Origin of the sequence: Mesorhizobium sp. M0140, assembly GCF_040322475.1 — a bacterium.
Taxonomy (GTDB): Bacteria; Pseudomonadota; Alphaproteobacteria; order Rhizobiales; family Rhizobiaceae; genus Mesorhizobium.
In genome coordinates this window covers 69,344-95,710 of the sequence record NZ_JAMYTM010000025.1, presented here as the reverse complement: position 1 = coordinate 95,710, position 26,367 = coordinate 69,344, and the positions used below count along the sequence as shown (strand labels likewise).

The window sequence follows — 26,367 nt, the reverse complement described above, 5'->3', positions numbered from 1 at the left end:
GATGGACAGCGTAAAATTCAGGGTGGCGCTTTCCGGTGATTTCCGCAAGCCGGACGGCTCGCCGACCTACCCAGATTTCGATCTGGTGCCACTGCGCAATGCGACAGGCGTCGAGATGGTGTTCCTAGAGTCAAACAGTCCGCTTCGCGCCGACCAACTTGAGGATTTCGATGCGCTGATCCTCCTCGCCCATCGCTTCGATGCCACGAGCATCCCAAGGAGCGGGCGCCTGGCCGTCGTTGCCCGCTTCGGGGTCGGCTACGACACTGTCGACGTTGAGGCCTGCACCGCAGCCGGCATTGCCTTGGTCATCACGCCCGATGGCGTGCGACGCCCCGTCGCCGTATCCGTCATCACCTTCATGCTGGCACTGACCGGCAAACTGCTGACAAAGGACGCGCTCACCCGCAAAGGGTCTGTTGGTTTCGAGAAGCGCTCCGATCACATGGGGGTCGGCCTCGTCGGGCGTTCGCTTGGGTCACTGGGCATCGGCAACATCGGTGCCGAGGTCTTCCGCTTGGCGAAGCCCTTTGACATGCAATTCATTGCCCATGACCCGTTTGCCGACAAGAGGGTCGCTGCCGACCTGGGCGTCGAGCTGGTCGGGCTGGAGGATCTGTTTCGCCGCGCCGACGTGCTGTCGGTCAGTTGCCCCCTGTCGCCTCAGACCCACCACATCGTCAACGCTGAGCGGATCGCCCTGATGAAGCCGACAGCTTACCTGATCAACACCGCGCGCGGCCCGATCGTCGACCAGAAAGCGCTGTCGCAAGCGCTGCAGGAGCGCCGCATCGCCGGCGCCGGTCTCGACGTGCTGGAACAAGAGCCTCCCGACGCAGACGATGCGATCCTCAAACTCGACAATGTCATCCTGGCGCCGCACGCACTTTGCTGGACCGACCAGTGCTTTGCCGGCAACGGTGCCGCCGACGTCAAAGCGGTAATGGAGGTGCAGCGCGGTCGGGAGCCGCGCGGCGTGGTCAATCGCGAGGTTCTTTCGAGCGAGCTGTGGAAGACCAGGCTGTCGGGGCTCGCCGCCCGCTTCGGAACCTAGGAGGACACTGATTTTTGGGCGCGCCGCCGCGGCCCCTTTGCGGCGACCTTACGGGAGGAAATGCTTGACCGCAGCGCCGGCGGACGAGTGAAGCAAATGGAAATGGGAGGACCAAGCACTATGAACGATCGTGAAAAACGTGACTTTCAGGCAGGTCTCGAAGCAGAGGTCGACGCCTTCATGAGCGGCGAAACCACCCGCCGAACTTTCATCACCCGCTTCGGTCAGATGACCGGCATGTTGGCCGTGTCCGGCCCGATGCTGGGGATGATGACGGATTGGGCGATGGCGCAGCAAACATTGGAATTGGCGGACGCCACGTCGCCGCTCGGCCAGGCGCAGGCCGCAGCCCTAAAAGCATCGAAGGAAGGGCCGGCGGACGGTTCCGCCTTTCGCGCGGCGGAGGCGGCCAAGGCGCATTCGGGCGTCACCCTCAACATGACCTACGAGGCTGGCCTGCAGGCACTCGATCCGCGCAATTTCAGTGGGCCGATGTGGGAGCAGCTTACCGGGATGAAGTCGAATGTCGTCGAACTGTCGAACCCTGACCAGTACTCCAAGGCAGTCGCCGAGCACATCGCCGGCTCGGGTGCCTATGACGTTCTCGACATCTCGCCGGCCTGGACACCGTCGCTTGCCGATGGCGGCGTCATTGCCCCTCTAGACGACTACATCGCCAAATACATGAACCCGGCAGACCTCGAGGACTATCATCCCCTGTACAAGGCGCTGCCGACCTACAAGGGAAAGATCTGGGGGTTCTTCGACGACGGCGACATGTTCGCTCTCTACTACCGCAAGGACATCTTCGAGGATCCGAAAATGGTGGAGGCTTACCAGGCGAAGTTCAACGCCAAGCTTGGACCGCCGAAGACCTGGGAAGAATATGCCCAGATCGCCCAGTTCATTACCGACCAGATGGCGCCAAAGGTTTATGGCGCGGGACATTTCCGCAAGGCGGGCAGCCCTGGCAATCAGTTCGACTTTCTGCAGCAGTACCGCGCCAACGGCGGAAAACTGTTCGGAGACGACATGAAGGCCGGCTTGGTGTCGGATGCCGGCGTCAAGACGCTGACAAACATGCTCGCCGCAAACAAGGCCTCGATCCCCGGCAACAACGAGCTCGACGCCGTTTCCTTGTGGGCGGCTTTCCTGACCGGCAAAGTCGCGATGATCTATTCCTGGCCTCCTAGCGGCCGTATGGCGGCGAACTATTCGCAGTCCGCCACGGCAATCAACTTCATTCCGCAGTCGCAGATCGCTGGCAAGGTCGGCTATGCCGTCGTTCCGGGAAATCCGGAACATGCGACCGGCTACAACAAGGCACTGTCCGCGGATTCGCCCAACCCAGAGGCGGCATATCTGTTCATGCAATGGGTATGCTCGCCACCCGTCTCGCTGGCACGTTGCATGCTGCCCTATGCGCTACGCGACCCATACCGCATCTCGCACTTCAAGTCCGAGCTCTACGGCGCGCTCTTCCCCAGTGCCAAGGAGTACCTTGCCAACCTCAACAACTCGGCAAATGTCGGTCTGCTCGATCCGATCATGCCAGGCGCGCAGGACTACTTCTTGAGCATCGACCGCATGTGCACCGCGGTGTGGGCTGGGGCGGATGCGAAGGCGTCGCTTGAAACGGCCGCCGCCGAGTGGAACGAGACGACCGACCGACTGGGTGTGGATTCGCAGAAAGGCTTCTACACCGAGTTCTTGAAACTGCCTGGCGCCACTGCCGACAACACGGTGGAAAAACTTGGCATGGCGGTCACCCTCTGAGGGGAGGCATGCTGTCTGGAGCAATTGGTGTTGCGGGCGCTTGGCTCGCAACACCTCCCCGCTAAGCGGCGATTTTTGGATACGCCTATGCAGCCCACCGCCACGATCCGTCGCTTGAAGGCCGCCGGCGCACCGCCCCGGCTGTCTGCCTTTGCCCAATGGGCAGACCGTCACTTCAAGTGGCTGCTGGTGGCGCCCGCGGTGCTGCTGATATTGGCGCTCTCGATCTATCCGCTTCTGTTCTCGCTGGTGGTATCTTTCATCAACTACGACTTCCAGGTGCCGGGCCACGCCTTTGTCGGATTGAAGAACTTTGAGCGGGTCGTGTTCGATCCAGTAGCACGTTGGTCGCTGTTGCTGACAGCATGGCTGTCGGGCATCAGCGTCGCTATCGAATTCGTGCTCGGTCTCCTGGTGGCGCTGACAATGGTGCGCAGCTTTCCGGGCCGCGGTGTGATCATGTCGATCCTGATCGTGCCGCTGTTCATCAGCCCGGTCATCGTCGGCCAGGCCTGGACGCTGCTTTTACAGCGGCCTTTCGGACCGACCAACTATATCCTGACGCAACTATTGGGGCAGGAGGTTACGATAGGATGGATGACGGAGCGCCCGTGGCTCTATATCTCGCTGATCATCGCCGATGTCTGGCAGTGGACGCCGTTCATGTTCGTCATCCTGCTCGCTGGGCTGACCGCAATCCCACCCAATCTCTATGAGGCGGCAGAACTTGACGGCGTCAACGCCTGGCAGGCTTTTTGGGCGATCACGCTCCCGCATCTCGGGCCGATGATGCTGCTGGCCCTGACCTTCCGTCTGCTCGACGCAATCCGTATGTTCGATACCATTTTCATCATGACAGGCGGTGGCCCGGGAACACAAACTTACACGGCCTCCTATTATCTCTATACCGTCGGCTTCACGCAGTTTCATCTATCGCAAGCAACAGCAGGAAGTTGGCTGTTCCTGATCTTTACGGCGCTCATCGTGACGTTGCTGGTGCGTCGGCTCTTGAAGGTAGAACCGGTCTAATGGCCGCCGTCGCGCCCGCCCGCCGCAGGAAACGCCGGTCGTTGCCGATCGGCCGAATTCTGCTGCTGGGGTTCTTCCTGGTGTTTGTGCTGTGGCCGCTCTACTGGATGTTCAACACCTCCATCAAGCCCAGCGACGACTACCTCACCGTACCGCCTGTCTGGTTCCCTGCCGCACCGACGCTTGTCCACTACGAAGCTGCGCTGTTCACCTATCGCGGTCTCGACGGGCTTATCAACAGCCTGATTATTTCGCTTTCGGCGACGGTGCTTTCGGCACTGATCGGCACGCTGATGGCTTATAGTCTGGCGCGCTACAACACGGGCGGCCGGCATCTGTCCTTCTGGGTCCTGTCGCAGCGCTTCCTGCCACCGATAGGCATCGTCCTGCCGGTATTCCTTATCTATCGTGGCGTCGGGCTGTACGACACCCATATCGGGCTGATCCTAGCTTACACGGTCTTCACGCTACCGGTGTCGGTTTGGATGATGTTTGCCTATTTCCGCGGCATGCCGAAGTCGATGGAGGAGGCGGCCCTCGTCGATGGCTGCACGAGATGGGAGGCGTTCTGGCGCGTTGCCGTGCCGCTCGCAGCACCAGGCATCGTCGCGGCGGCTGTCTTCGCCTTCATTGCCTGCTGGACGGAGTTCTTCTTCGCTCTGATTTTGACCAGCCGAACTGCCTTTACGCTGCCAACGGTCTTCCGAGCCTTCATCGGCTTCCAGGGCGCACAATATGGTGAAGCCGCAGCCCTTGCCATTGTCTCCCTTGTGCCATCGATCGCCCTTGGAGTGCTTGCTCAACGACATCTCGTGCGCGGGCTGACGCTCGGCGCCGTTCGCGGATAGGAAGGGAAGGCATGGCCGAAGTCAGAATCACCGGCTTGCACAAGCGCTACGGCGCCTTCCATGCGGTGCGCGGCATTGACCTCCACATCCCCGACGGCGAGTTCACTGTCCTGGTTGGACCCTCCGGATGCGGCAAGAGCACTCTGCTGAGGACCATCGCAGGACTGGAGGAGAGCTCACAAGGCACGATCGAGATTGGCGGCGAAGTGGTCAATGATTTCCGGCCGCGCGATCGCGACGTGGCAATGGTGTTTCAAGATTATGCGCTCTATCCGCATATGAGCGTGGCCAAGAACATTGGCTTCGGCCTCAAGGCTCGCAAGATGCCGAAGCCAGAGGTCGAGGTGCGCGTGGCCGAGGCGGCACGCATGCTTGGCATCACTCCCTTGCTGGGGCGTTTTCCGCGTCAGCTGTCCGGTGGCCAGCGTCAGCGCGTCGCCATCGGCCGCGCCATAGTCCGCAACCCCCTCATCTTTTTGTTCGACGAGCCACTGTCCAATCTCGACGCACAGCTTCGCGACGAAATGCGCGGCGAAATCAAACGCCTTCACCAGGACATTGCCACAACGATGATCTACGTCACCCATGACCAGATCGAAGCGATGACGTTGGCTGACCGCATCGTGCTGATGCGCGACGGGTTGATAGAGCAGCAGGGCGCGCCACTCGAGTTGTTCGAGCACCCGGCCTCAACCTTCGTCGCTGGGTTTCTGGGTTCGCCGCGGATGAGCTTCCTGCCAGGCAACCTTGCCTTGGACGGAAGCGCCGCCGCCATCCGGCTCGCGGACGCGCTGCTGCCCTTAGCGCCGGGCAGGGGGCTGAAGGGCGTCGCAGACGGACAGCAGGTGCTGCTCGGGTTGAGGCCAGAACATCTCACTCGGGCGCACACTGCCACACCGGAGCAGGGCACGTTTCGCTATGAGGCAACGATCGACCTGCTGCAGCCGACCGGCTCGCGCAGCTACGCGACATTCCGACTGGCTGGCGCGCCGGTGATGGCTGAGCTGCAGGCGCACGACGTCAGCCGTCCGGGCGAGAAGCTTGCGATCGACATCAACATGAACCGGGCCTCGATCTTCGACGCCACGACGGAGCGGGCAATTTGACCTCGACAGCTTCCCTGGCAGTCCGCTTATGTGGCACCGAACAGCACGAGGCACCGCTGCGCACACTGCGCGCCGGATCCTTGTCGGTCGCGTTCGACAATGGGGCGTTGCGCTACATCCGCATCGGGACGATCGAGATCTTGCGCGGAATCTCGTTTCTTGTACGGGACGAAAACTGGGGAACATGTACCCCCGTTCTCGATGATCTGCGGATCGACGAGAGGCCGGATGCGTTCGCCATTGAATACCGTGCAACATGTGCCGCAACATCCGGCCGCCTGGTTTACCGGGCACGCGTCTCGGGCAGTAGCGATGGTGCGCTGTCGTTTGTGACAGAAGCAGAGCCTGAGACCGACCTTTTGACCAACCGGACCGGCTTCGTCGTGCTGCATCCCATAGCAGATTTGGCCGGCAAGCCGGTGCGGGTCCTGCATCAAGATGGTCTCGAAAGGCTTTCGCATTTTCCGGACTTTATTGATCCGGAATGTCCGTTCACCGACGTGCGCGCGTTGTCACATGAGATCGCGCCTGGGATCTGGGCCACCTGCACCATGGATGGTGATGCCTTTGAGATGGAGGATCAACGCAATTGGTCTGACGCATCCTATAAAACCTATGTTCGTCCCTTGCGTCGCCCGTGGCCCTACAGACTGCCCAAGGGCCAGAAATTCACCCAGGCCGTCCGGCTGCATATGTCGGGGACGCTTCTTGCGCCGATGTCTGAAAATCCTGACCCGCCGATCAAAGTGACGATTGGCGGACCGGCCGGCCGAGTGCCTCGCATTGGCGTCGGCGTCGCCGCCGACGAGGCCAGGCACGCCCTTGGAAACTCCGATCTAATTCGGCAATTGGCTCCGCAGTGGATAGCCTGCCAGGTCGATCTCCGTCTCGGGCACGGCCACGATGAACTTGAACGGTACGCAGCGCTGACCCGGTTGATTGGTGCAAGCGTCGTGCTGGAGATCATAACCAGGGGAACGCTGGATCCCTTCGGCGAGTTGAAGCCGGTCGCGGATGCTGTCCGTCGCCTCGGCCTCAATCTAGAAGCTATCTGCGTCTTTCCGGCGCAGGACATGAAATCGGTACAGCCGGGAGCAGCATGGCCGGCCATGCCGAGCTTCCAGGAAAGCTACTCGGCAGCGCGCCGGGCTTTCCCGGGTGTACCGGTCGGCGGCGGCATGGCCGCGTACTTCACCGAGCTCAATCGCAAGCGCCCGCCAAGCGAGGCGCTCGACTACGCGACCTTTACCACCTGTCCAAGCGTGCACGCTGCCGACGATGTGTCAGTGATGGAGACGCTTGAGGCCATTCCCCACCTGATCCGCTCTGCCCGTTCCTTCATGGGCGGGTTGCCGCTGCGTGTGGGTCCCAGTCAGCTCGGCTGCCGCGAGAACCCTTACGGTGCCTCCACGGCGCAGAACGAAGCGAATGGTCGCGTCTGCCTATCGCGCATCGATCCTCGTCAGCGCGGGCTGTTCAATGCGGCCTGGATCGTCGGCTATTTCGCCGCATGCGCTCGCGAGGGCATCGAGGCCGTCGTCTTCGGTGACTTCACCGGTCCATTTGGCCAAATCCATAGGAAGGCTGACTTCGTGCAGCCATGGTTTGACCAGCAGGATTCCCGAACGGTCTATCCCGCTTTCCATGTCTTGGCTGGTCTCTCAAAGCTCGGCGGAGCCACCTTGCTGTCCGTAGGAACTTTCGGCGCTGACGGCGTTGTGACGATCGCAGCTGAAAACGATCGGGGCGTGACCCTGTGGGTCGCTAACCTCACCGCCAAGACGCAATCTGTGCGGCTTTCGGATGCGCCGAGCAGCGCCCGTATTGCTCTTCTCGGCGCCGAGCAGTTCGAGCAGGCGGCAACCGATCCCAACTTCATGGAAATTTCCGCAAGACCGCTGGATGACCAATTCATCTCGCTTGACGCCTACGCCGTCGCGCGAGTCGACCTCGATCGGCCGTCTTCGGCCTAGCCCGATCTTCGCTTAGTTGGCCAAAACCCCAACAAAGATGAGGGTGATAGTTCTATGAGGCCCTAAGGCCGCGCTTGGGATCAATCTCGCTTTGACCCCCAACCCCATCGTTGGTCAATTCAAAGGCATAGCGCGCGAAAGCAGCAGATGATTGAGACCTGGTCTGCCGTGCAAAACGTCCGTGAGCCTGGTTTGCCCTGGCTGCGCCGGGCAAGCCTCACGCGCCTCAATGCCCCCTGGCCACTACGTGCGCTTCAGCATGTGCCTGGAAACCCGTTCACCGAAACGATTTTCAGGTCAACAAAAGTCAACATAATCGTAACACCCCATGGAGTGGCACCGTTTGCATCTTGATTCATTCAAGCGGATTGTTGACCCATTCAAACCCGTCCGAATATGTCCGTTGAGGAGTCAAGTCATTCGTTGAGCGCCGACGATTGCCAAGCCAATTTGCTAGGAATCAGCCGCAGCTCTCCACCTCTCCCAACGATACCGCTGCGCTTCGGCTATCCTATCCTTTCCTCCTTGGGATGTGGGGCCTGTACTCAGCCCACCATGAAACCGACATCTGAGCTTTCCAGGCACAGCTGCGTTTCTGCATTCCGTCCCCCTCCTAGTTTTAGCTTCGCATGTCTCGGTGTAGTCTTGGGCCAACTGGTTCTGTCCTCCATGTTCGATCCTTCGCTCCAACGCGGAACAGGGTAGCTTCGCCGCTCGCGGCAAACATTTTTCAAAATGGTTTAGGTAAGATTTTTTGTTTCGTTGGATTTCCGTCTTGTATGGTCTCTATCTCTGTCTCTGTGTCGATAGGGTATCGATAGGGTATCGATGGGGTATGGATAAGGTATCGATAGGGTAGGGCAGCGACAGGGTCTCGATAGGATGGCTCACTGAGAGCGTTTCAAAGACCCAGCATTTCGGACGATTGCGGTATTATGAATACCCGATTTGAATGGGAGTACCTCTGATTCATCTTTTAGCTTTACTGGGCAAAGCCGCTCAAGCTCGGATAGCGCCGCTCCACGAACTCGCTTGCTTACATTCTTGTCGATTTGCATTATCAGGCCAAGCCGATGTTTTTCACGGCGGGTTATCTTTGAACCAGTCGATAATGAAATATTCTTCAGTCTTTGGATCGTAGATGACAAAACGATCTTCGATAAGGACAGTTCGAGCCAATGACAGCTGTTTTTCATTTAGGCGGCTCTCTGCAATGGCATGAGCATCGGGGAGCTGACAGCAGCCCCCACTGGTCTGGTACGGAGACGTAAGCAGGTAAACGTAAAAATGGTGGCTCTCCAGAGCTGGCAAAAGCACGGGCCGCTTCGATCCCGTCCAGCGTCGTAGAAATCTTAGCCGAGGCTCGGCATCGGTGAGAAACAGCGCCTGCAGGCGGTGGAACGCCTCGTGGTAGGCCGCATTGGGCCGGCCGCTGTCCAGCGCGGTACGATTGCGTCTCTAGGCGTGTAGTAGCCGCCGGCGGTGTCCGTCCGGTCGCTCCAAACTCAGGCGCGTCTGCTCGGTGTCACCGTCGACGGCACCCCAGCCGCATAGGCCGATTTCGCTGCCTTGGGGCGTAGACCCTCGAAGGCTTTTCGCGCGAAGTCGCCCGTCTCTTTCGACTGTTGCCGAAGCAAGTCGAGCTCAGAGGGCGTCAGCATCACGGAAGTCGAGGATGTACTCAGCTTCGGAGCGGATGAGGGCCGAAGGCTGGAGATTGAGTTCTTCCCTAACGACATCGCCATACATCCTTCGGCCTCTCGGATTTGTTCTCGGCTCACGGCCATTAATCGGAGAGCACCGCATATACAAGCGTGACTGTACCCCTGAGAGCGCATACGTGCCGTTGTTCGAGCATCTGGAGCGCGCCGTCGAGCTCAAGCGCGCCACGATGATAACGCGGCGGTCCTCACCGCAATGATGCGCGGGAGGTCAAAGATGCGCCGGCGGTTTGAACGCGATCTTCTTCAGCCAGAACTGCTTTTGCTCGAGCGTCGGGCCAGAACCGTATTTTGGCCGATGCCATTTGTGGCCCATCAGCATGGCCACGACCTTTTCGGGCGCCTCCACGGCCGTCAGCCGATCCTCGTATGTGTGCCGCAGGCTGTAGAGAGAGTGGTCATCAGTCGGCAGGAGATTCGCATTGTCAAGAAACTTGTTGACCAAGGCAGAGAGCGAGTCGGCCTTGTCGAGATAGCGCGGAAACCCTTTGGGGTGGAGCTTCATTACGGCGAGCGCGCAACCCACGAGCGGAATGTCGCGCAGGGAGTGGTCTGTCTTCAACACGCGTCCATCGGGCCTCACCTGCACATGTGGCACCGCGTGATCTAGCAAGATGCGGTGCGGCAGAAGGTTCGCCGCCTCCGACAAACGCATGCCGGTGTCCGCTATCAGCAGCACAAGGTGACGGGCCTCCTCGTTGAGTTCCGCCAGCGCGCGGTCGGCAAGGATCTTGTCTTGGACGAAAGCCGCTTCGAAAGCCGCTCGTTGGACCGCGACCTGTCCCGATAGCCGCAATTTCTTGAACACCGGCGGCAAATTCAGCTGATGTGCCATGTCGACAGTGGTCAGCATCTTCGACACGTGGCCAATGTCCTTGTTTGCGGTGCCGATGTCGAGACTTTCCACGCGTATGCGTTTCTGCCACCACTCGCGAAATTGTATGGCGTGGCTCCGGGTGAGGGCGGCTATGTTCATGTCGCCCACAACCTCGATAAGGTTGCCAACGGCGCGCTTTTTCGGATTGCGCCACTTTCGGAGCTGGTTCGGGGACATGGCATTGAGGCTTTGGGCCTCGATCTTCTCGAATTCTGCAACCAGCCCCGTGAGGCGGATCGCCGGCCGCTCCTCACCACCCAGGGCGGCCGCCACCTCCCGCTCGTCCTCAATGACGTTCCTGTCGAGGAGCAGTCTAATGCGGTCGACAATATCATCGCGCGCGCCTTCAGCGAGCTCGGCATTCGTCTGATAGACCAGCCTCAGGGCTTTCGCCCGCTGCTGGGCCGCCTCGAAACGCAAGCGAGCTTCGCCAGATTGACCGTCGCGAAGCCCTCCCCAATACGCATCGAGCTCGACGTGGAGGCGCTGCACTACTTCCTTGGCACGAATGCCACGGGGATCGTTTACGATCGGAATGTCGGTGCTGATGCGGACCAGGACGCGGCGATCGAGCTCGGCGAATTCCTTCGGAACACGGCGAACGAGGTACCAGGTGCCGTCGCGCTTATGCGCCTTTGGCGGATCTTGCAGGGGCGCCAGTTGGCGGAGGAAGTGGGATTCGAACCCACGGTGAGCTTGCACCCACGCCGGTTTTCAAGACCGGTGCCTTAAACCGCTCGGCCATTCCTCCATCGTGATTTTTCAACCACTTGGGTAGCGCGGGGGCCAACCCGTTTGGCCTGTTGGCACCGGATTGGCACCGAAGGCGCTCCCGGCTGGTTCACGCCTCATTCCTGTAAAGCGGCATTGAGGGCTGCGTCAACCGCCGCTGCGTCGCTTCCTGCTGTCCTGGGCAGACTCTGAGCTTGTCGGGATCGAGCACCGGGACCATCGCGGTCCAATGGTGCATGAAGAAGAAGCCCGCCGCGGGCGTTGCCCGAGATTGTGAGGCGCTGCAGTGCTTCCATGCAGCGCCCCAGGCAAGGGCGCAGTCCAGCTATCGCCAGAACCATCCTTGCAACCGGGCGGGGCGGGTTAATCCCTATAGGTCAACCTCTTGGGAGAGCTGCGGCATTTCCCCAAAAAATTCAGTTCGCCAAGGGAACAGCTGCTCGTGAGGAAGGCCGAAGCTGCAAATCGGCTCCGGCCTGCGTGTTCCTCAGTCTTTGCAGCTTTCGTCCGCCTTTGCCGCCGCGGCCTTATCACCATGCTGCTGCGCCTCAATGTCCTGCTGCGAGGTTGCAAGATTCTTGTCGCCGCCGCCTTCGGCGCCCGCCAACGGCATCGTGGCGCCATCCTTGGCGGCTGGCTTGCCCGTGCTGTCCGACGCTTTTGGGGTCTCTAAAGGCGCATGAGTTCCATCTTTCGAAATACCGGCGGTCTGTTCGGAATCCGTCCCTGCGTTGGAAGCCGACTTGTCCGGGCATGCGGCGATCGCAGACCCGGCAGAAAGTGACATTGCGATCGCGATTGTCAATGAAGCCATTTTCATCATGCTCGTCCTTCTGTTCGAGTGCCCTGCGGAAGAAACTAGCGGCGCATTTCTTTGTTCCGACGGTCGGTCCGCTGCCCGTCAAAGCTTGGTCAACGGCAGGCATGGGCGGCAGGAGCGAAGCCAGGCTCTTTGTGGCAGAGGGCATCACATCTCTCGCGTGGAAGCACGAAAACCGTTACTTTTCAGAAGGCTTTCACGGTGGAGACGCCACAATCTTGCCCGGTTGCAGCCACAATCGGTTAATACCGTGATAAGCAATTCCTGCGCACAAAGGATCGGGGTTCAAAGGCGTCGTTGTATTGGTCGGGTGAGTGTTTCGGCTTCTTCGACGGTTGGACACGACGTCTAGGTCAAGACTGAAGGGGACATCAGGAAAATGCAGGCTGTGACGCAACCGCGTCTTCGTCGCGCTGCTGCAGTCGCGTTGTTCGCCATGTCGGCCGCCTTGCTGGCGGCTTGTGCGTCGCAGCCCGAGCCGAAAGCGATGGTCTACAAGAAGACCCGCTCCAAAGAATATTTCGCCGAATCCGAATATGGCGTGAAGGCAAGCCCGCGTGTGATCTCCCAGAATGGGCGCATCCAACGTGGCGGCGGCAGGGATCAGCTCGGCAAACCCTATCAGGTCCGCGGCAAGTGGTATTACCCCCGGGAAGACAAGCGCTACGCCAAGGTCGGCCTGGCCTCCTGGTATGGCGACGCCTTCCATGGCCGGCTTACCGCCAATGGCGAAGTCTACGACATGACCCATCTAACGGCGGCGCACCCGACCATGCCGCTGCCGAGCTATGCCCGCGTCACCAATCTCAAGACCGGCAGTTCGGTCATCGTTCGCGTCAACGATCGCGGCCCATATCACGAAGGCCGCATCATCGATGTCTCGGAGCGCGCTGCCCAGATGCTTGACTATGCCAACACCGGCACCGCTCAGGTGAAGGTCGAATATGTCGGCCGCGCGCCGCTCGACGGCGATGACGACCAGTATCTGATGGCTTCCTACCATCCCGGCAACAGGGCGCCAGACCCGTCGGATGGACTGCCGACCGGCGTCATGGTCGCCATGAACGGGCCGTCGCCAAGCCTGCCTGCGGGCGCCGCCGCCGTGCCGTTTCCGGGCCAGTTGACCGATTCCGGCGCTGTCCAGCCGGTCATGTCGACGCAGTCCTCGGCCTATGGCGATCTGGCGCTTCCGGATTTCGGCCCGATCGTGCCGGAGCGCCCGCAGATCAATCTGCCGCCGCAATCACCGTTTGCCGTGGCCTCGCTGTCCTATGCCGACGAGCGGGTCGAACGCGCCTCAAATGCCTTCGCCGCAATGGGTAGCGACGGCATGTCGCCGGCCGACGTGCTCCAATCGTGGAAGCGGCAGCCGCCACCGGCCGGTCCGTCCACCGACTACGTTGCTGCCGGTTCGTTCGAGGATGCCGGAGAAGCCAAGCGTATTGCCGCTCAGCTTGCCGCCTTCGGCAAGATCGAGATCCAGCGTTCGGAACTCGACGGCGAGGATTGGTATTCGGTCAATCTCTATCCCGATGGCCATCACAACCTGGATGATTTGCTGCAGGCTGCCTGGTCGCATGGCGCTCCCGATGCGCTGGCTGTGCGCAACTGAGCACAAGCCAGGCTGGATTTCCGCTACGCGGTTGATCCGCCGTGCAAAAAGCCCGATACTTTTTGCGGGCTTGCCGGCGGTGCCGGCCAACGGGTCGAACATCATGCAATTGCGCTTGCTCCCGCTCGCCGGGCTTCTGGTTTTTGGCCTGCTGCTGTTTTTCCAGGCTCCGGCCGGTGCGCAGCTGTTCGAGACCAAGGCCGCACAGGCCTTCATGATCGACGCCGAGACCGGGACGGTGCTGTTTTCCAAGGATGCCGACAAGCCGATACCGCCGGCCTCGATGGCCAAGCTGATGACCATGGAAGTGGTTTTCAACGCCATCAAGTCCGGTCGCCTGAAGCTCGACGATACGTTCGTTGTCAGCGAAAACGCCTGGCGCAAGGGTGGCGCGCCTTCGGGAACATCGACAATGTTCGCCAAGCTCAAGTCGTCGATCCGGCTCGAAGACCTGATTCAGGGCGTGACCGTGCAGGCGGCCAATGACGGCTGCATCGTCATCGCCGAAGGCATGTCGGGATCCGAGGACAATTTTGCCGCGCAGATGACCGAACGGGCCCGCCAGATCGGCCTCAAGACGTCGACTTTCGTCAATTCGACCGGCCTGCCGGCGGATGGCCAACAGACGACCATGCGCGAGCTGGCGCAGCTCGCCCTGCACCTGTGGCGCGATTATCCGGATCTCTATCGCTATTACAGCCAGAAGGATTTCACCTGGAACAAGATCTCACAGAGGAACCGCAATCCGCTGCTGGCGATGGACATCGGCGCCGACGGCCTGGCGGTCGGTGCGAGCGAGGCAGCCGGTTTCGGCATCGTCGGTTCGCTCAGCCACAATGGTACCCGCGTGATCGCGGCGATGAGCGGGCTGGCCTCGGACAAGGAGCGCGCCGAGGAAGCGCGAAAGCTGCTCGACTGGGGTGTCCGCTCGTTCGAGAAGACTGAAATTTTCGCCAAGGACGAGGTGGTTGGAGAAGCCCAGGTTTTCGGCGGAGCGAAATCCGGGGTGACGCTGAAGGCCAAGGGTCCGATCGACATTTTCCTGCCGATCACCAACCGCGACAAGCTGACGGCCAGGATCGTCTACAACGGCCCGGTTGCTGCACCGGTGGAGGAGGGGCAGCCGGTGGGTGCGCTGCGCGTCTGGATCGGCGATACGCTCAGCCAGGAGACACCGCTTTTCGCCGCCGAATCGATCGGCGTCGGCACGCTGCCGCAGCGCGCACTCGATGCCGTCAAGGAACTGGCGGTCGGCTGGCTGCGATAACGCATATCACTCAAAACCAGCCATGGTTTTGGGGGCGACTGCACAAGGGCAAAAATTGACGGCATGGACGTTTGGCCGAACGCGGACTATCTAGAGCGCTACAATCCCATTCAGCCATGGACAAGAAGGCCTCTCGGTTGGCACGCGGTTTTTTCATCACCTTCGAAGGCGGCGAGGGGGCAGGCAAGTCGACGCAGATCGAGCGGCTGGCCAGGAAGATGCGCGCCAAGAAATACGATGTGCTGCTTACCCGCGAACCCGGCGGCTCGCCGGGCGCCGAAGCCGTCAGGCATGTGCTGCTTTCGGGCGCGGCCGAACCGTTCGGACCGAAGATGGAAGCGCTGCTTTTCGCCGCCGCGCGATCCGATCATGTCGAGCAGCTCATCCGGCCGGCGGTCGAGCGTGGTTCCATCGTGCTTTGCGACCGCTTCCTCGATTCCTCGCGCGTCTACCAGGGCGTCACCGGCGGCATCGATTCGGCGTTCATGGATGCGCTGGAGCAGGTCGCCATCAACGGCATGATGCCGGACATGACGCTGATCTTCGACATCGATCCGGCGGAAGGCCTGAGGCGCGCAACGCTGCGGCGCGGCACCGAGGCAGTCGCCGACCGCTTCGAAAAGGAGACGCTGGCGATCCATCAGGCCCGCCGCGAGGCGTTTCTGGCGATCGCCAAGGCCGAGCCGGAGCGCTGCATCGTCGTCGACGCAGCCGCCGAGTTCGACGCGGTCGAGAACGTCGTCACCGCGGCGGTGTTCGCGGCACTGGCGGCGAGAACGCCGGCACGCGACAGGCAGGCAACGCCGGCATGATCTTCGAACGCATCGCACCCGAGCAGCACGACACGCTCGACGGCGTGCCGGAGCCCTCCGAAACGCCCGTTCTGGTCGGGCATAGCCAAGCTGCAGGCGTGCTCACCGCCGCTTATCGTGCGGGCAAGCTGCCGCATGCGCTGATCTTCTCCGGGCCAGTCGGCATCGGCAAGGCGACGCTCGCCTTCCACCTTGCGCATCATCTGCTGAAGCACCCGGATTTTGCGCAGGCGCCGGAAAGCCTTGCCACTGCCGATCCGGCTTCGTCGCTGTTTCGCCAGATCGCCACCGGGGCGCATCCTTCCGTGCTGCATCTGACCCGGCCGCTGAACGACAAGACCAAGAGTTTCAAGACAGTCGTCACCGTCGATGAGATACGCAAGGTCAGCCGCTTCCTGTCGCTGACCTCGCACGACGGCAGCTATCGGGTCGTCATCGTCGACCCCGCCGATGACATGAACACCAATGCGGCCAATGCGTTGCTGAAAAATCTTGAAGAGCCGCCGGCACGGACTCTGTTCATCCTGATTGTCCACGCGCCGGGCAGCCTGCTGCCGACGATCCGGTCGCGCTGTCAGGTGGTGCGATTGAACCCGCTCGACGCCAACGACCTGATGACGGTGCTGGAAACGACCGAGCCCGCGCCGCCTGACGATCCGGCGGCTCGCGCGGCACTGGTCGGGCGGGCAGGGGGCAGCGCCCGGAACGCGATCCTGTTGACGCAGTATGGCGGGCTGGAGATCGCCTCCACGCTCGACGCTCTGGTCACCGGCAGAAAGAGCGATGTCGGCGGCGCGTTTCGCCTCGCCGAAGCCGTGGCTGGCCGCGATCAGGCGATCCAGTTCGATATCTTCAACCGCCGGGCGCTGGACCTGTTGTCGGACGCGGCAAGTCAGGCAGCACTGGCGGGCGATCTCGCACGGGCCAAAACGTTGTCCGACACTTGGCATGAGGCGCTGGACGCTATATCTGAGACCGATACCTACAATCTCGACAAGAAGCAGCACGCCCTGATCATGATCGACCGCCTGAATTCTGCAATGCGAATGTGACTGGGTTTCCTGGATCGGGATGGCAAATGCTGCCTCGATACGATATCCACCGCCACGCCTTTCCATTCAGACATTCATGACGGTTCCTTCATGTCACGCGACAAGTTCTACATCACCACCCCGATCTTTTATCCGAACGGCAAGCCGCATATCGGCCACGCCTATACGGTCATTGCAACCGACGCCCTGGCACGCTTCCAGCGCCTGGACGGCAAGGACGTCTTCTTCCTGACCGGTACCGACGAACACGGCCTGAAGATGCAGCAAACGGCCGAGAAGGAAGGCATAACGCCGCTGGCGCTGGCCGACCGCAATTCGGCGATTTTCCGCGCGATGACCGAGGCGATGGGTGGCTCGAACGACGACTACATCCGCACGACGGAACCGCGCCACTACGAATCCTGTCAGGCGATCTGGAAGGCGATGGCCGCCAATGGCGACATCTATCTCGACCGTTATAGCGGTTGGTATTCGGTGCGCCAGGAAGCCTATTTCGACGAGAGCGAGACGACGCTCGGCGAGGATGGCGTGCGTCGCGAACCGCTCGGCTCGCCCGTCGAATGGAACGAGGAAGAAAGCTATTTCTTTCGGCTTTCCGCCTATCAGGAAAAATTGCTGGCCCTTTATGAGAGCCAGCCAGACTTTATCGGTCCCACCGAGCGCCGCAACGAGGTGCTCAGCTTCGTCAAGTCCGGGCTGAAGGATCTGTCGATCTCGCGCACCACCTTCAAATGGGGCGTGCCGGTGCCCGGCGACGACAAACATGTGATGTATGTCTGGGTCGACGCGTTGACCAACTACATCACCGCCGCCGGCTATCCCGACACAAAGGCCGAGCAATGGCGCTATTGGCCGGCCACGCACATCATCGGCAAGGACATTGTCCGCTTCCATGCGGTCTATTGGCCGGCATTTCTGATGTCGGCGGGCATTGAGTTGCCGAGCCGCGTTTTCGCGCATGGCTTCCTGTTCAACCGCGGCGAGAAGATGTCGAAATCGGTTGGCAACGTCGTGGATCCATTCGCGATGGTCGAGCACTACGGCCTCGACCAGGTGCGCTACTTCTTCCTGCGCGAGGTGCCCTTCGGCAACGACGGCAGCTACAGCCATGACGCGATCGTCAACCGCACCAATGCCGATCTTGCCAACGGCCTCGGCAACCTTGCGCAACGCTCGCTGTCGATGATCGCCAAGAACTGCGGCGGCGTGGTGCCGCAGCGCGGCGACCTGACGGATGCAGACAGAGCAATCCTGGATCAGGCCGTCGCCGCTCTCGACATCGCGCGCAAGGCGATGGCCGAGCAGGGCATCCATCTGGCGCTGGCGGCGATCTTCGGCGTGGTGGCGGAAGCCGATCGCTACTTTGCCGGCGAGGCACCATGGGCGTTGAAAAAGACCAACCCTGCGCGCATGGAAACGGTGCTGTGGACGACCGCCGAAGTCGTGCGCCGCGTGGCGGTGCTGTGTCAGCCCTTCACTCCGGGATCGGCCGCGAAACTGCTCGACCTGTTGGCGGTGCCGGCGGAGAGCCGCGCTTTCGCGCATGTCCATGCTGACCATGCGCTGGTGCCCGGCACTGCGTTGCCCGTACCGGAAGGGGTGTTTCCACGTTATGTCGAACAGCCGGACGCGAACGTCTGATGCTCGTCGACAGTCACTGCCATCTCGACTTTCCCGACTTCGCCGAGGAGCGGGCGGCCATCGTCGCCCGCGCGTTAGCCGCCGGAATCGACCGTATGGTGACGATCTCGACACGCGTGAGGCGGTTTCCGCAAGTACTTGAGATCGCTGAAACTTTCGACGAAGTCTATTGCTCTGTCGGCACTCATCCGCACAATGCGGCCGAAGAGCTGGATATCACGGTCGAGGAGCTTGTGCGGCTATCCGCGCACCCGAAAGTGGTGGCCATCGGCGAGGCCGGGCTGGACTACTTCTACGACAAAGCGCCCCGCGATGCGCAGGCGCAAGGCTTTCGCACCCACCTATCAGCCGCGCGCGAGACCGGCCTACCGCTGGTCATCCATTCGCGCGACGCCGACGACGACATGGCAGCGATCCTCAAGGCCGAAACGGGGAAGGGCGCCTTCCCCTTCATCCTGCATTGCTTTTCTTCCGGACATCGGCTCGCCGAAATTGGCGTCGCTCTCGGCGGCTACGTGTCGTTCTCGGGTATCCTCACCTTCAAGAATTCAGCTGAGTTGCGCGCCATTGCCGCCGATGTGCCGCATGACCGGCTGCTGGTCGAAACCGACGCGCCCTATCTGGCGCCCGTGCCGTTTCGCGGCAAACGCAACGAGCCCGCCTATGTCGCGCACACGGCCAAGGTGCTGGCCGAAACCATCGGCGTCAGCGAAGCTGAAATCGCTGATCTGACGACGGATAATTTCTTCCGGCTGTTCGGCAAGATGCCGCGGCCTGTAGAGCAAAGTGCCTGAACGATGACCGACCGGCTGCGCCTCACCATTCTCGGCTGCGGCTCGTCCCCAGGTACGCCGCGCATCACCGGCGACTGGGGCAATTGCGACCCCGACAACCCCAAGAACCGGCGCACGCGTGCCGCCGCACTCGTCGAGCGGATCGCGGCGAACGGCAGCCGCACGACTGTCGTCATCGACACGGGGCCGGATTTTCGGCAGCAGATGCTGCTGGCCGGCGTTAAACGTGTCGATGCGGTCGTCTATACCCACCCGCATGCCGACCACATCCATGGCATCGACGATCTGCGCGGTTTCGTTCTCGATCAGCGCCAACTGATCGACGTCCATGCCGACAGGGCGACGATGCTTCGGTTGCGGGAAGCGTTCGGATACTGTTTCGAGACGCCGCAAGGCAGTTCCTATCCGCCGATCGTCAGGCCGCATCTCATCGACCACACCAGGCCGGTGGTCATCGAAGGAGAGGGGGGTACCCTCACCCTTGAGCCGCTGCCGCAGATCCACGGCGACATCGTATCGCTCGGTTTCCGCATTGGCGGTCTCGCCTATTGTCCCGACATCAGCGACTTTCCGGAACCCACCGCCGAACGGCTGCGCGACCTCGACGTGCTGATCATCGACGCGCTGCAGTACCGGACGCATCCCAGTCACCTGTCCCTTGGCGAAGCGCTTGAATGGATCGAGCGGCTGGCGCCGATACATGCGGTGTTGACACATATGCACGTGCCGCTCGACTACGCCACGGTGATGGCCGAGACACCCGCCAACGTCGAGCCGGCCTATGATGGGATGGCGATTGAAATCCCTTACGAATCAGCGTGATGCGAATAGACTTTCATACAGGCTTTCGGTTCATTGGTGCGAATATCAGCAGCGTTCCGATCCGTTCGTAGCCCATCCGGGGATAAAGCAGAGCCCCGGCGTGGGTTGCAGCCAGCACCGAGCACCTCGACCCACGCGCCCGATCGTCGTGCAACATTTTCGACATCAAAGCCTGGCCAATGCCGCGACGCCGGTGCGAAGGCTCGACATACATGCTCGAACACCACGTGGCTTCCACGGCATCCAAGCTGCGCACGCGCCCAACGATATCGGCGCCATCGACTGCCACATACTGGCGCAACGGCGCGCTGTCGCCGAGCAAATGATCCGGGATCGGCTGTCTGCGGATGATCTTTCCCAACTGCGCCGCCGCCCGTTCGGCTGTCTGCACGCGTTCGACCGAAGCGCCCGCAACCGCTGGCGGGCTCGGAATCCGGCGCAACCGGTGGACGAAAAAACCTTCGGTCCGAAGCAGCCGGTAGCCGAGAGCTTTGTAGGCGGTTCGTGTCGGCCCGTCCGGATCCTCGTTCGCGATCACAACGGAAATGGCAAAGCCCGGCCGTGCATGCTGCCGCACGACGGCATCGGCTTCTTGAGCGGCGACGTCATGGACGACCCATTCTTCGCCGCGGTAGTCACGAAGATTCTTGCGCTCGGCATCGCGCATCAGCCACAAGCGTCCAACGCGGCTGGCCTCGTAAGGAAAGGTGCGGCTTCTGTCGGCGCTGAAGCCATGCACGAACACTTCGATCGCCGCTTCGATCTCGCTGTTTGCCATCTTCATTTCGACAGCCTAGCGTTGGCCATCCGCTCAAGGCAATACGGCACAATCGGCTCAAGCCTATGAGAATCAGCGGCAATTTCCAGTTCTTGACCGATGCGTTAGTTCCATAATCTATCTTATGCGACTTTTGGATGCGGCGGCAATAGCAATAGAGTGTATGCGTCGTGACGGCTTTGCTTCGTGGGAGCCAAAATGAATTGGTGGTTCCAACGCGCGGCTGTCGGCGGCGTGCTCGACCCCATGTCAGTTGGGGCGATCAGGCTCCCTATTCCAGAATAACGGTGGCTTCCACCTCGAAAAGCATGGGGTCGATTGCAAGCTTGGGAACGGGAACCAGTGTCTGCGCCGGCAACGCCTCGCCGAACATGTCCTTGACGTTCCTGGTTAACACATCGAGCTTGGACATGTCGTGGTCGACCACGAAGACCGTGAGCTTCGCCACCTGATCCGGCTTGGCGCCGATGCCCCCGAGCGCCGCATGCAAATTTGCGTAGGCCTGCTTAACCTGGACGGCGAAATCGGGTGACAAGGCTCCTGTGCTGTCTTGGCCGCCCTGCCCGGAAATGTAGGCAATCCGAGCTCCGCGCGGTGCGATCACGGCGGTGCTGTAGCCATTCGGCGACGGGTCGTAGAGCGTCTGTGGATTGATGATGGTCAGCTTGAACTCGTTCGCCGGCGACGCAGTGGGAACTGCAATGGTCATGATGATTAGCCCTCCGATAAGCAGATGCTTGATTGCGCGTGACATGATTTCTCCTGGCTCTGCTGACTGCGAATAACGCACTCGCCGCCGGCATGAACTTTAAACCAGATCGCTCATACGATGAATCGTGCGATGTACGAGTCATCGTATGGTACATCGTACTAGTCAAGCGATCAGCGTCGACATTCCTGACGGTGCCTGCCAAAATCGACGTTCGGCCAGCAAGGAAGACAGATGGCAGCCAAACCCCGCAGTGCCAGCAAACGATCGCAACGGACAAAGCTTCAACCCATCCAGGAGGCGAGCAGCGAGCCGCCGCTGTCTCGAGAGCGTATCGTGGCGATCGCCGTGGAACTGCTGGACGCCCAGGGCATAGACGGATTGACAATGCGTCGGCTGGCCGATCGCCTCGGCTCGGGTGTGATGAGCCTGTATTGGCACGTTGACAACAAGGAGGATGTCTTTGATCTAGCACTCGATTCGGTGCTCGAACATCGCGGATCGCCTGAAACAGGTGAGTCTCCGGACTGGCGTGGAGACGTCGTTCATATGCTCGAAGACTGGCGCGCCAGAATGTTGCGCCATCCTTGGTCGGCATCGCTGTTGCCGCGCCGGGCGCTCGGCCCGAACATTCTCAGCCGCCTGGAAATGTTGAGCAAGACCTTGTCCAGAGCCGGTGTTGCCGACGCGAATCTGAACGCCGCGATATGGTCGCTCTGGAATTATGTGATGGGCGCCACCCTCACCCGGGCAAGCTTCGACCTCTCGGAAGAAGACAGGGCAGCCGCACAGCAGCGTCTTACACATCTCAGCGAACACTACCCGACAATCGAACGCTCTCGTCTGCTGTTGGACAACGATTGGGATGGCGCCTTCCGAAAAGGCCTCGACTTCCTGCTCGATGGGCTGTCGCCAAGATAGAATTCCGGCGGCTACGCCCGGAGTAGACCGGATGGCGCTGCTTTGCCAGTTTGACGCAATAGCTTCCCAATCCACATCATTACGTTTGGCTCGCCGCCAAGGCGGCGCAGGCAGCGGGCAAGCCCCGGTGCTCGATCCCATCGCGGCGGTGGCTGGCGCGGCTGCATTGCAGCTGAATTGGTGCAGCTGGCGATGTCGTCGTTACGCGTTGCCAAACGCTGGCCGGAATCCTCTCGGCAAGTCGATCTTTTGCGCAAACCTTTTTGCCTGACATGCGTTGTTTCCTCTCCAAGCCAAGGAGACGATCATGCAGATGAAGTCGGAAATAGCCGGTGAAGCGGCCAAGCAGCGCCATATCCAACGTGGCGTCGATGCCAAGGACAAATCGAAAGGCGGTGGGAAGCAGCAAGGCGCCATGCAGGCTGGCGCCCGTGAATATCCCGAGCCCCCCTTCCCCGAGCAACATCAGCCCAAACCGGGGCACGAATGGGCGCTAGAGCCGGAGCCGCTGTACGATGCGCCGTACTATCTCGGATCGAAAAAACTCGACCAAAAGGTAGCACTCATCACGGGCGGCGATTCCGGCATCGGCCGCTCGGTGGCGGTGTTGTTCGCCCGCGAGGGCGCCGACGTCGCGATCGTCTATCTGGCCGAGGACAAGGATGCTGAAGAGACCAAATCAGCGGTGGAAAAGGAGGGACGACGCTGCATCCTGGTCAAGGCCGATGTCAGCGAACGCAGCCACTGCCACAAGGCGGTCATGGAGACCGTTGAAAAATTCGGTCGCATCGACGTGCTGGTCAACAACGCTGCGTTCCAGATCCATTCCAGCGATTTCGGCGAGCTGACCGAAGAACATTTCGACACGACGCTGAAGACCAATCTTTACGGCTATTTTCATATGGCGCAGGAAGCGGTGCCGCACATGAAGCCAGGTTCGGCGATCATCAACACCGGTTCGGTAACCGGTATCGACGGTTCAAAACAACTGGTCGACTATTCGATGACCAAGGGCGGCATCCATGCCTTCACGCGGGCCCTGTCGGGCAATCTCATCGGCAAGGGCATAAGGGTGAATGCGGTCGCACCGGGTCCGGTGTGGACGCCGCTCAATCCGTCGGACAAGGAAGCCGACGACGTCTCGAAATTCGGCGCGGACACGCCAATGAAACGACCCGCGCAACCGGAAGAACTCGCGCCGGCCTATGTGTTCCTCGCTTCGCCGCATTGCTCGAGCTACATCACCGGCGAAATCTTGCCGGTCGTCGGAGGGTACTGAGGATGGCCGGAATGAAATCCATGAGCAAGGAGTAGGATGGATGGGCCGTCTGCTTTTCATGGTGGCGCTCACTTGTATAGCGTACCGCATCTACACGGAAATCGCAGGATCTGCTCGGCATGCGCCGCAGGATGACGATGAGGCGCTGCGCAAGCAATCAACGGCCTTGGGCGTCGACCCGTCTCGCTGACGGAGTGGAAACCTGCCAGCAATCCGGCCGGCCGAGTTACCAGCCGGCCGGATTGCAGCCCTATTCGGCTGCCTGCAGGTTGATCTTGCTTTCCGCCATTTCGGTGAGCTTGCGATCTGTCGCCTGTTCTTCCCTCAGGTTCTTGGCCAGCACATTGGCGCAGTCGGTGCGGCCGAGTTGCTTGGCCCAGGCGATGAGCGTCCCGTAGCGGGTCATCTCATAGTGTTCGACGGCCTGCGCCGAAGCAATCAGCGCCGCGTCGAGAACCTCCTTGTCATCGACGTCACCGCTCACATCGTCGGCCTCCTCGAGAATACCGTCGATTGCCGGACAGTTGACCTCCTTGGCCTTGACGCCATGCAACTCAAACACCTGTTCGACGCGCTCGATATGGCCTCTCGTCTGGTCGAGGTGTTTTTCAAATCCGGCTTTCAATTGCGGGTCGGTTGCCTTGTCGATCATCTTCGGCAGCGCCTTCTCGATCTGCTTTTCGGCGTAATAGATGTCGCGCAGCGTGTGCACGAAGAGATCGTCGAGTGTCTTGATGTCCTTCGAAAAGAAGCCCATGGCCTTACCTTTCATTGCGCTTGGTGTGGATTTCGGCGACGGGGTTTGCACGCCGCCAGCAAAGACCGGGACGGTTCCCGGCTTGTCTGGTCAACGTACCGGCACCGAAGGAGTTCCTGATTTCCGAGGGCGAACCGCCCCTCCTCCACCTACGATTCGGTCGGTGGGGAGCCTTTGTCTCGATCACACGTTCTAGCCACAGGGCAACCGGAACGAGAAGGGTCGGCGGAATGTATTTCATTGCATTGGCGGCAGACTATGACGGCACGCTGGCTCATGATGGGATCGTCGCCAAGAAGACGCTCGCCGCGCTTGAGCGGTTCAAGAAAAGCGGCCGCAAGCTGGTTCTCGTCACCGGGCGTGAACTGCCCGATCTCAAGCGCGTCTTTCCCGAGCTTAGCCTCTTCGACAAGGTCGTCGCTGAGAATGGCGCGATGATCTACACGCCGGCCAGCGAGGAAGAGCGGGTGATCGCCCCATCGCCCGAGCCCAAATTCGTCGCCAGATTGAAGCGGCAGGGCGTCAAGCCGCTTTCGGTCGGGCGATCGATCGTCGCGACCTGGGAACCCCATCAGGCGACCGTGCTCGATATCATCAAGAAGATGGGTCTCGAACTGGAAATCATCTTCAACAAGGGCGCGGTGATGATCCTGCCGAGCGGCATCAACAAAGCCACCGGGCTCGCTGCGGCCCTTCAGGACCTTCGACTTTCGCCGCACAACGTCGTCGGCGTCGGCGACGCCGAGAACGACCACGCGTTCCTGCAAGCCTGTGGCTGCAGCGCCGCCGTCGACAATGCAATTCCGGCGGTCAAGGATACAGCCAACCTGGTCATGCGTGGCGCCCGCGGCAAGGGCGTGGAGCAATTGATCGCAAAGCTGATAAAGCGTGATCACGCGATAGTGCCGAAGCGCCATGACGGCATCGTTCTTGGGTCGTCTGGCGGCGATGATGTCTACCTGTCGCCGAGCGACACGATCCTCATTGCCGGGAGTTCCGGCATTGGTAAATCCACCTTGGCCACCGCGCTGACGGAACGCTTCGTCGAAAGTGGTTTTCAGTTCTGCGTCTTTGATCCCGAAGGCGACTATGACGGCCTCGAAGGCGCCGTTCGCCTGGGAGACGGCTCAAGCGCGCCGACAAAGGCGCAGGTGCTGGATCTGATCGCCAAGGCCGACAGCAACATTGTCGTCAACGGATTGGCCCTGCGCGTCGACGAGAGGCCGGATTTCTTTGCCGACCTGCTGCCTGGCCTGAGCAGTTTCCGCCGGCGCACCGCGAGACCGCACTGGCTCGTCATCGATGAAGCGCACCATCTTCTGCCCAAGCGGCGCGACGATACGCGGGCGGTCCTTTCATTGGAATTGCCGGGCACAATCTTGATCACCGTTCACCCCGAGGCGATCTCGACAGACGCCTTGCGCCTTGTGACAGCCATCATTGCGCTTGGCCCCAAGGCGAAGGACGTGGTGAAGGTCTTCTGCAAGGAGACTGGCATTGAGCCGCCAAAGGACATCCCCAGCCCCAAGGGCGCGCGCGTGCTGTTCTGGCGGCCGCAGGCGGGCAAGAAAGTCAAGACGGTCAAGGTGGTGGAACCACGTCAGTCACTCAAGCGGCACAGCCGGAAATATGCCGAAGGCCAGCTCGACGAAGCCGGCAGCTTCTATTTCCATGGCCCTGACAATGCGATGAACCTCAGGGCTCACAATCTGATGATCTTCGCTCAGATCGCCGAGGGCATAGACGACAAGACTTGGGAGTTTCACTTGCGCACCGGCGACTATTCCAAATGGTTTCGACATCAGATCAGGGACAAGGACCTGGCGCGCGAAACCGCCGAGGCGGAAGAGGACAAGACCCTGTCGGCGCAGGAGAGCCGCAAGCGGGTGCTTGACGCTGTGCGCCGACGTTACACGGCTCCGGCCACAGCCCCGGAGTGACACTCGAGAGCCAAGGCAACTAAGCTATCGCTGCACGCGAAAACTTT

At 60.9% G+C, this 26,367-nt stretch carries 23 protein-coding genes and 1 tRNA gene; 17 read left to right on the top strand and 7 right to left on the bottom strand.

The annotated features are described in order from the left end of the window. Position 1: 1 nt before the first annotated feature. The 6 genes from NKJ37_RS23375 (at position 2) to NKJ37_RS23350 (ending at position 7,786) form a co-directional block, all read left to right on the top strand. On the top strand, positions 2–1,054 hold the full coding sequence (locus NKJ37_RS23375) for an NAD(P)-dependent oxidoreductase (RefSeq protein ID WP_352442883.1): 1,053 nt from the start codon (positions 2–4) through the stop codon (positions 1,052–1,054). Between the two features lie 120 nt (positions 1,055–1,174). Next, positions 1,175–2,830 (top strand): extracellular solute-binding protein, encoded by a 1,656-nt coding sequence (locus NKJ37_RS23370; protein WP_127296120.1) that lies wholly within the window; start codon positions 1,175–1,177, stop codon positions 2,828–2,830. A 27-nt stretch (positions 2,831–2,857) separates the two neighbouring features. Next, positions 2,858–3,859 (top strand): carbohydrate ABC transporter permease, encoded by a 1,002-nt coding sequence (locus NKJ37_RS23365; protein WP_245273236.1) that lies wholly within the window; start codon positions 2,858–2,860, stop codon positions 3,857–3,859. Positions 3,860–3,900: 41 nt separating this feature from the next. Continuing rightward, positions 3,901–4,707, top strand: a complete 807-nt coding sequence (locus tag NKJ37_RS23360; protein ID WP_245273237.1) for a carbohydrate ABC transporter permease — start codon at positions 3,901–3,903, stop codon at positions 4,705–4,707. A gap of 11 nt (positions 4,708–4,718) precedes the next feature. Continuing rightward, positions 4,719–5,813, top strand: a complete 1,095-nt coding sequence (locus NKJ37_RS23355) for an ABC transporter ATP-binding protein (RefSeq protein ID WP_023811943.1) — start codon at positions 4,719–4,721, stop codon at positions 5,811–5,813. Beyond that, positions 5,810–7,786: a D-apionate lactonase family protein gene (locus tag NKJ37_RS23350; RefSeq protein WP_352630691.1), complete on the top strand. Its 1,977-nt coding sequence runs from the start codon at positions 5,810–5,812 to the stop codon at positions 7,784–7,786. Before NKJ37_RS23355 ends, NKJ37_RS23350 begins: the two co-directional genes overlap by 4 nt. Positions 7,787–8,239: 453 nt before the next feature. Here NKJ37_RS23350 and NKJ37_RS23345 read toward each other — a convergent pair whose 3' ends face one another. The 4 genes from NKJ37_RS23345 to NKJ37_RS23330 all read right to left on the bottom strand — a co-directional run bounded on the left by NKJ37_RS23345 (position 8,240) and on the right by NKJ37_RS23330 (position 11,939). Further along, positions 8,240–8,440, bottom strand: a complete 201-nt coding sequence (locus NKJ37_RS23345; RefSeq protein ID WP_352461333.1) for an HGGxSTG domain-containing protein — start codon at positions 8,438–8,440, stop codon at positions 8,240–8,242. Between the two features lie 1,278 nt (positions 8,441–9,718). Then, on the bottom strand, positions 9,719–11,086 hold the full coding sequence (locus NKJ37_RS23340) for an integrase (protein WP_352611758.1): 1,368 nt from the start codon (positions 11,084–11,086) through the stop codon (positions 9,719–9,721). Next, a tRNA-Ser gene (locus tag NKJ37_RS23335) sits at positions 11,046–11,135 on the bottom strand. The genes NKJ37_RS23340 and NKJ37_RS23335 overlap by 41 nt, the downstream gene beginning before the upstream one ends. Positions 11,136–11,603: 468 nt before the next feature. Beyond that, positions 11,604–11,939: a hypothetical protein gene (locus tag NKJ37_RS23330; RefSeq protein WP_128304492.1), complete on the bottom strand. Its 336-nt coding sequence runs from the start codon at positions 11,937–11,939 to the stop codon at positions 11,604–11,606. A gap of 376 nt (positions 11,940–12,315) precedes the next feature. On the opposite strand from NKJ37_RS23330, the gene NKJ37_RS23325 reads away from it, so the two are divergent. From NKJ37_RS23325 to NKJ37_RS23295, 7 genes are all read left to right on the top strand, one after another. Further along, positions 12,316–13,548 carry a septal ring lytic transglycosylase RlpA family protein gene (locus NKJ37_RS23325; RefSeq protein ID WP_023811949.1) on the top strand — a complete coding sequence of 411 codons (1,233 nt, stop codon included), beginning with the start codon at positions 12,316–12,318 and terminating at the stop codon, positions 13,546–13,548. Positions 13,549–13,651: 103 nt separating this feature from the next. Further along, a complete protein-coding gene (locus NKJ37_RS23320) occupies positions 13,652–14,815 on the top strand; it encodes a D-alanyl-D-alanine carboxypeptidase family protein (protein ID WP_164892962.1) in 1,164 nt (387 codons plus the stop codon). Positions 14,816–14,952: 137 nt separating this feature from the next. Then, entirely contained in the window at positions 14,953–15,627 is a 675-nt protein-coding gene (gene tmk, locus NKJ37_RS23315; protein WP_352775177.1) for a dTMP kinase, read from the top strand. Next, positions 15,624–16,679 carry a DNA polymerase III subunit delta' gene (locus NKJ37_RS23310; protein WP_023811952.1) on the top strand — a complete coding sequence of 352 codons (1,056 nt, stop codon included), beginning with the start codon at positions 15,624–15,626 and terminating at the stop codon, positions 16,677–16,679. Before tmk ends, NKJ37_RS23310 begins: the two co-directional genes overlap by 4 nt. Before the next feature lie 90 nt (positions 16,680–16,769). After that, complete coding sequence (gene metG, locus NKJ37_RS23305) at positions 16,770–18,320, top strand: methionine--tRNA ligase (RefSeq protein WP_023811953.1); 1,551 nt, start codon at positions 16,770–16,772, stop codon at positions 18,318–18,320. Then, positions 18,320–19,114, top strand: coding sequence for a TatD family hydrolase (locus tag NKJ37_RS23300; RefSeq protein WP_023811954.1), 795 nt, complete (start codon positions 18,320–18,322; stop codon positions 19,112–19,114). The genes metG and NKJ37_RS23300 overlap by 1 nt, the downstream gene beginning before the upstream one ends. Positions 19,115–19,117: 3 nt before the next feature. Then, on the top strand, positions 19,118–19,936 hold the full coding sequence (locus tag NKJ37_RS23295) for an MBL fold metallo-hydrolase (protein WP_023811955.1): 819 nt from the start codon (positions 19,118–19,120) through the stop codon (positions 19,934–19,936). A gap of 13 nt (positions 19,937–19,949) precedes the next feature. On the opposite strand, the gene NKJ37_RS23290 is transcribed toward NKJ37_RS23295, so the two are convergent. Both NKJ37_RS23290 and NKJ37_RS23285 read right to left on the bottom strand, forming a co-directional pair. After that, the gene (locus tag NKJ37_RS23290) at positions 19,950–20,603 is read right to left on the bottom strand and encodes a GNAT family N-acetyltransferase (RefSeq protein WP_245273240.1); all 654 of its coding nucleotides are present in this window, start codon (positions 20,601–20,603) and stop codon (positions 19,950–19,952) included. Between the two features lie 382 nt (positions 20,604–20,985). Next, positions 20,986–21,468 (bottom strand): RidA family protein, encoded by a 483-nt coding sequence (locus tag NKJ37_RS23285; protein WP_023811957.1) that lies wholly within the window; start codon positions 21,466–21,468, stop codon positions 20,986–20,988. Positions 21,469–21,657: 189 nt separating this feature from the next. Here NKJ37_RS23285 and NKJ37_RS23280 point away from each other — a divergent pair, with 189 nt between their 5' ends. The 3 genes from NKJ37_RS23280 to NKJ37_RS23270 all read left to right on the top strand — a co-directional run bounded on the left by NKJ37_RS23280 (position 21,658) and on the right by NKJ37_RS23270 (position 23,813). Beyond that, complete coding sequence (locus NKJ37_RS23280) at positions 21,658–22,344, top strand: TetR/AcrR family transcriptional regulator C-terminal domain-containing protein (protein ID WP_023811958.1); 687 nt, start codon at positions 21,658–21,660, stop codon at positions 22,342–22,344. A gap of 307 nt (positions 22,345–22,651) precedes the next feature. Continuing rightward, positions 22,652–23,623, top strand: a complete 972-nt coding sequence (locus tag NKJ37_RS23275) for an SDR family oxidoreductase (RefSeq protein ID WP_023811959.1) — start codon at positions 22,652–22,654, stop codon at positions 23,621–23,623. Between the two features lie 40 nt (positions 23,624–23,663). Continuing rightward, a complete protein-coding gene (locus tag NKJ37_RS23270) occupies positions 23,664–23,813 on the top strand; it encodes a hypothetical protein (RefSeq protein WP_352775172.1) in 150 nt (49 codons plus the stop codon). 60 nt (positions 23,814–23,873) lie between these two features. Here NKJ37_RS23270 and NKJ37_RS23265 read toward each other — a convergent pair whose 3' ends face one another. After that, positions 23,874–24,380, bottom strand: coding sequence for a YciE/YciF ferroxidase family protein (locus NKJ37_RS23265; RefSeq protein ID WP_023811961.1), 507 nt, complete (start codon positions 24,378–24,380; stop codon positions 23,874–23,876). A gap of 230 nt (positions 24,381–24,610) precedes the next feature. Between NKJ37_RS23265 and NKJ37_RS23260 the strand changes: the two genes are divergently transcribed. After that, a complete protein-coding gene (locus NKJ37_RS23260) occupies positions 24,611–26,320 on the top strand; it encodes an HAD family hydrolase (protein ID WP_023811962.1) in 1,710 nt (569 codons plus the stop codon). The last annotated feature ends 47 nt before the right edge of the window (positions 26,321–26,367 follow it).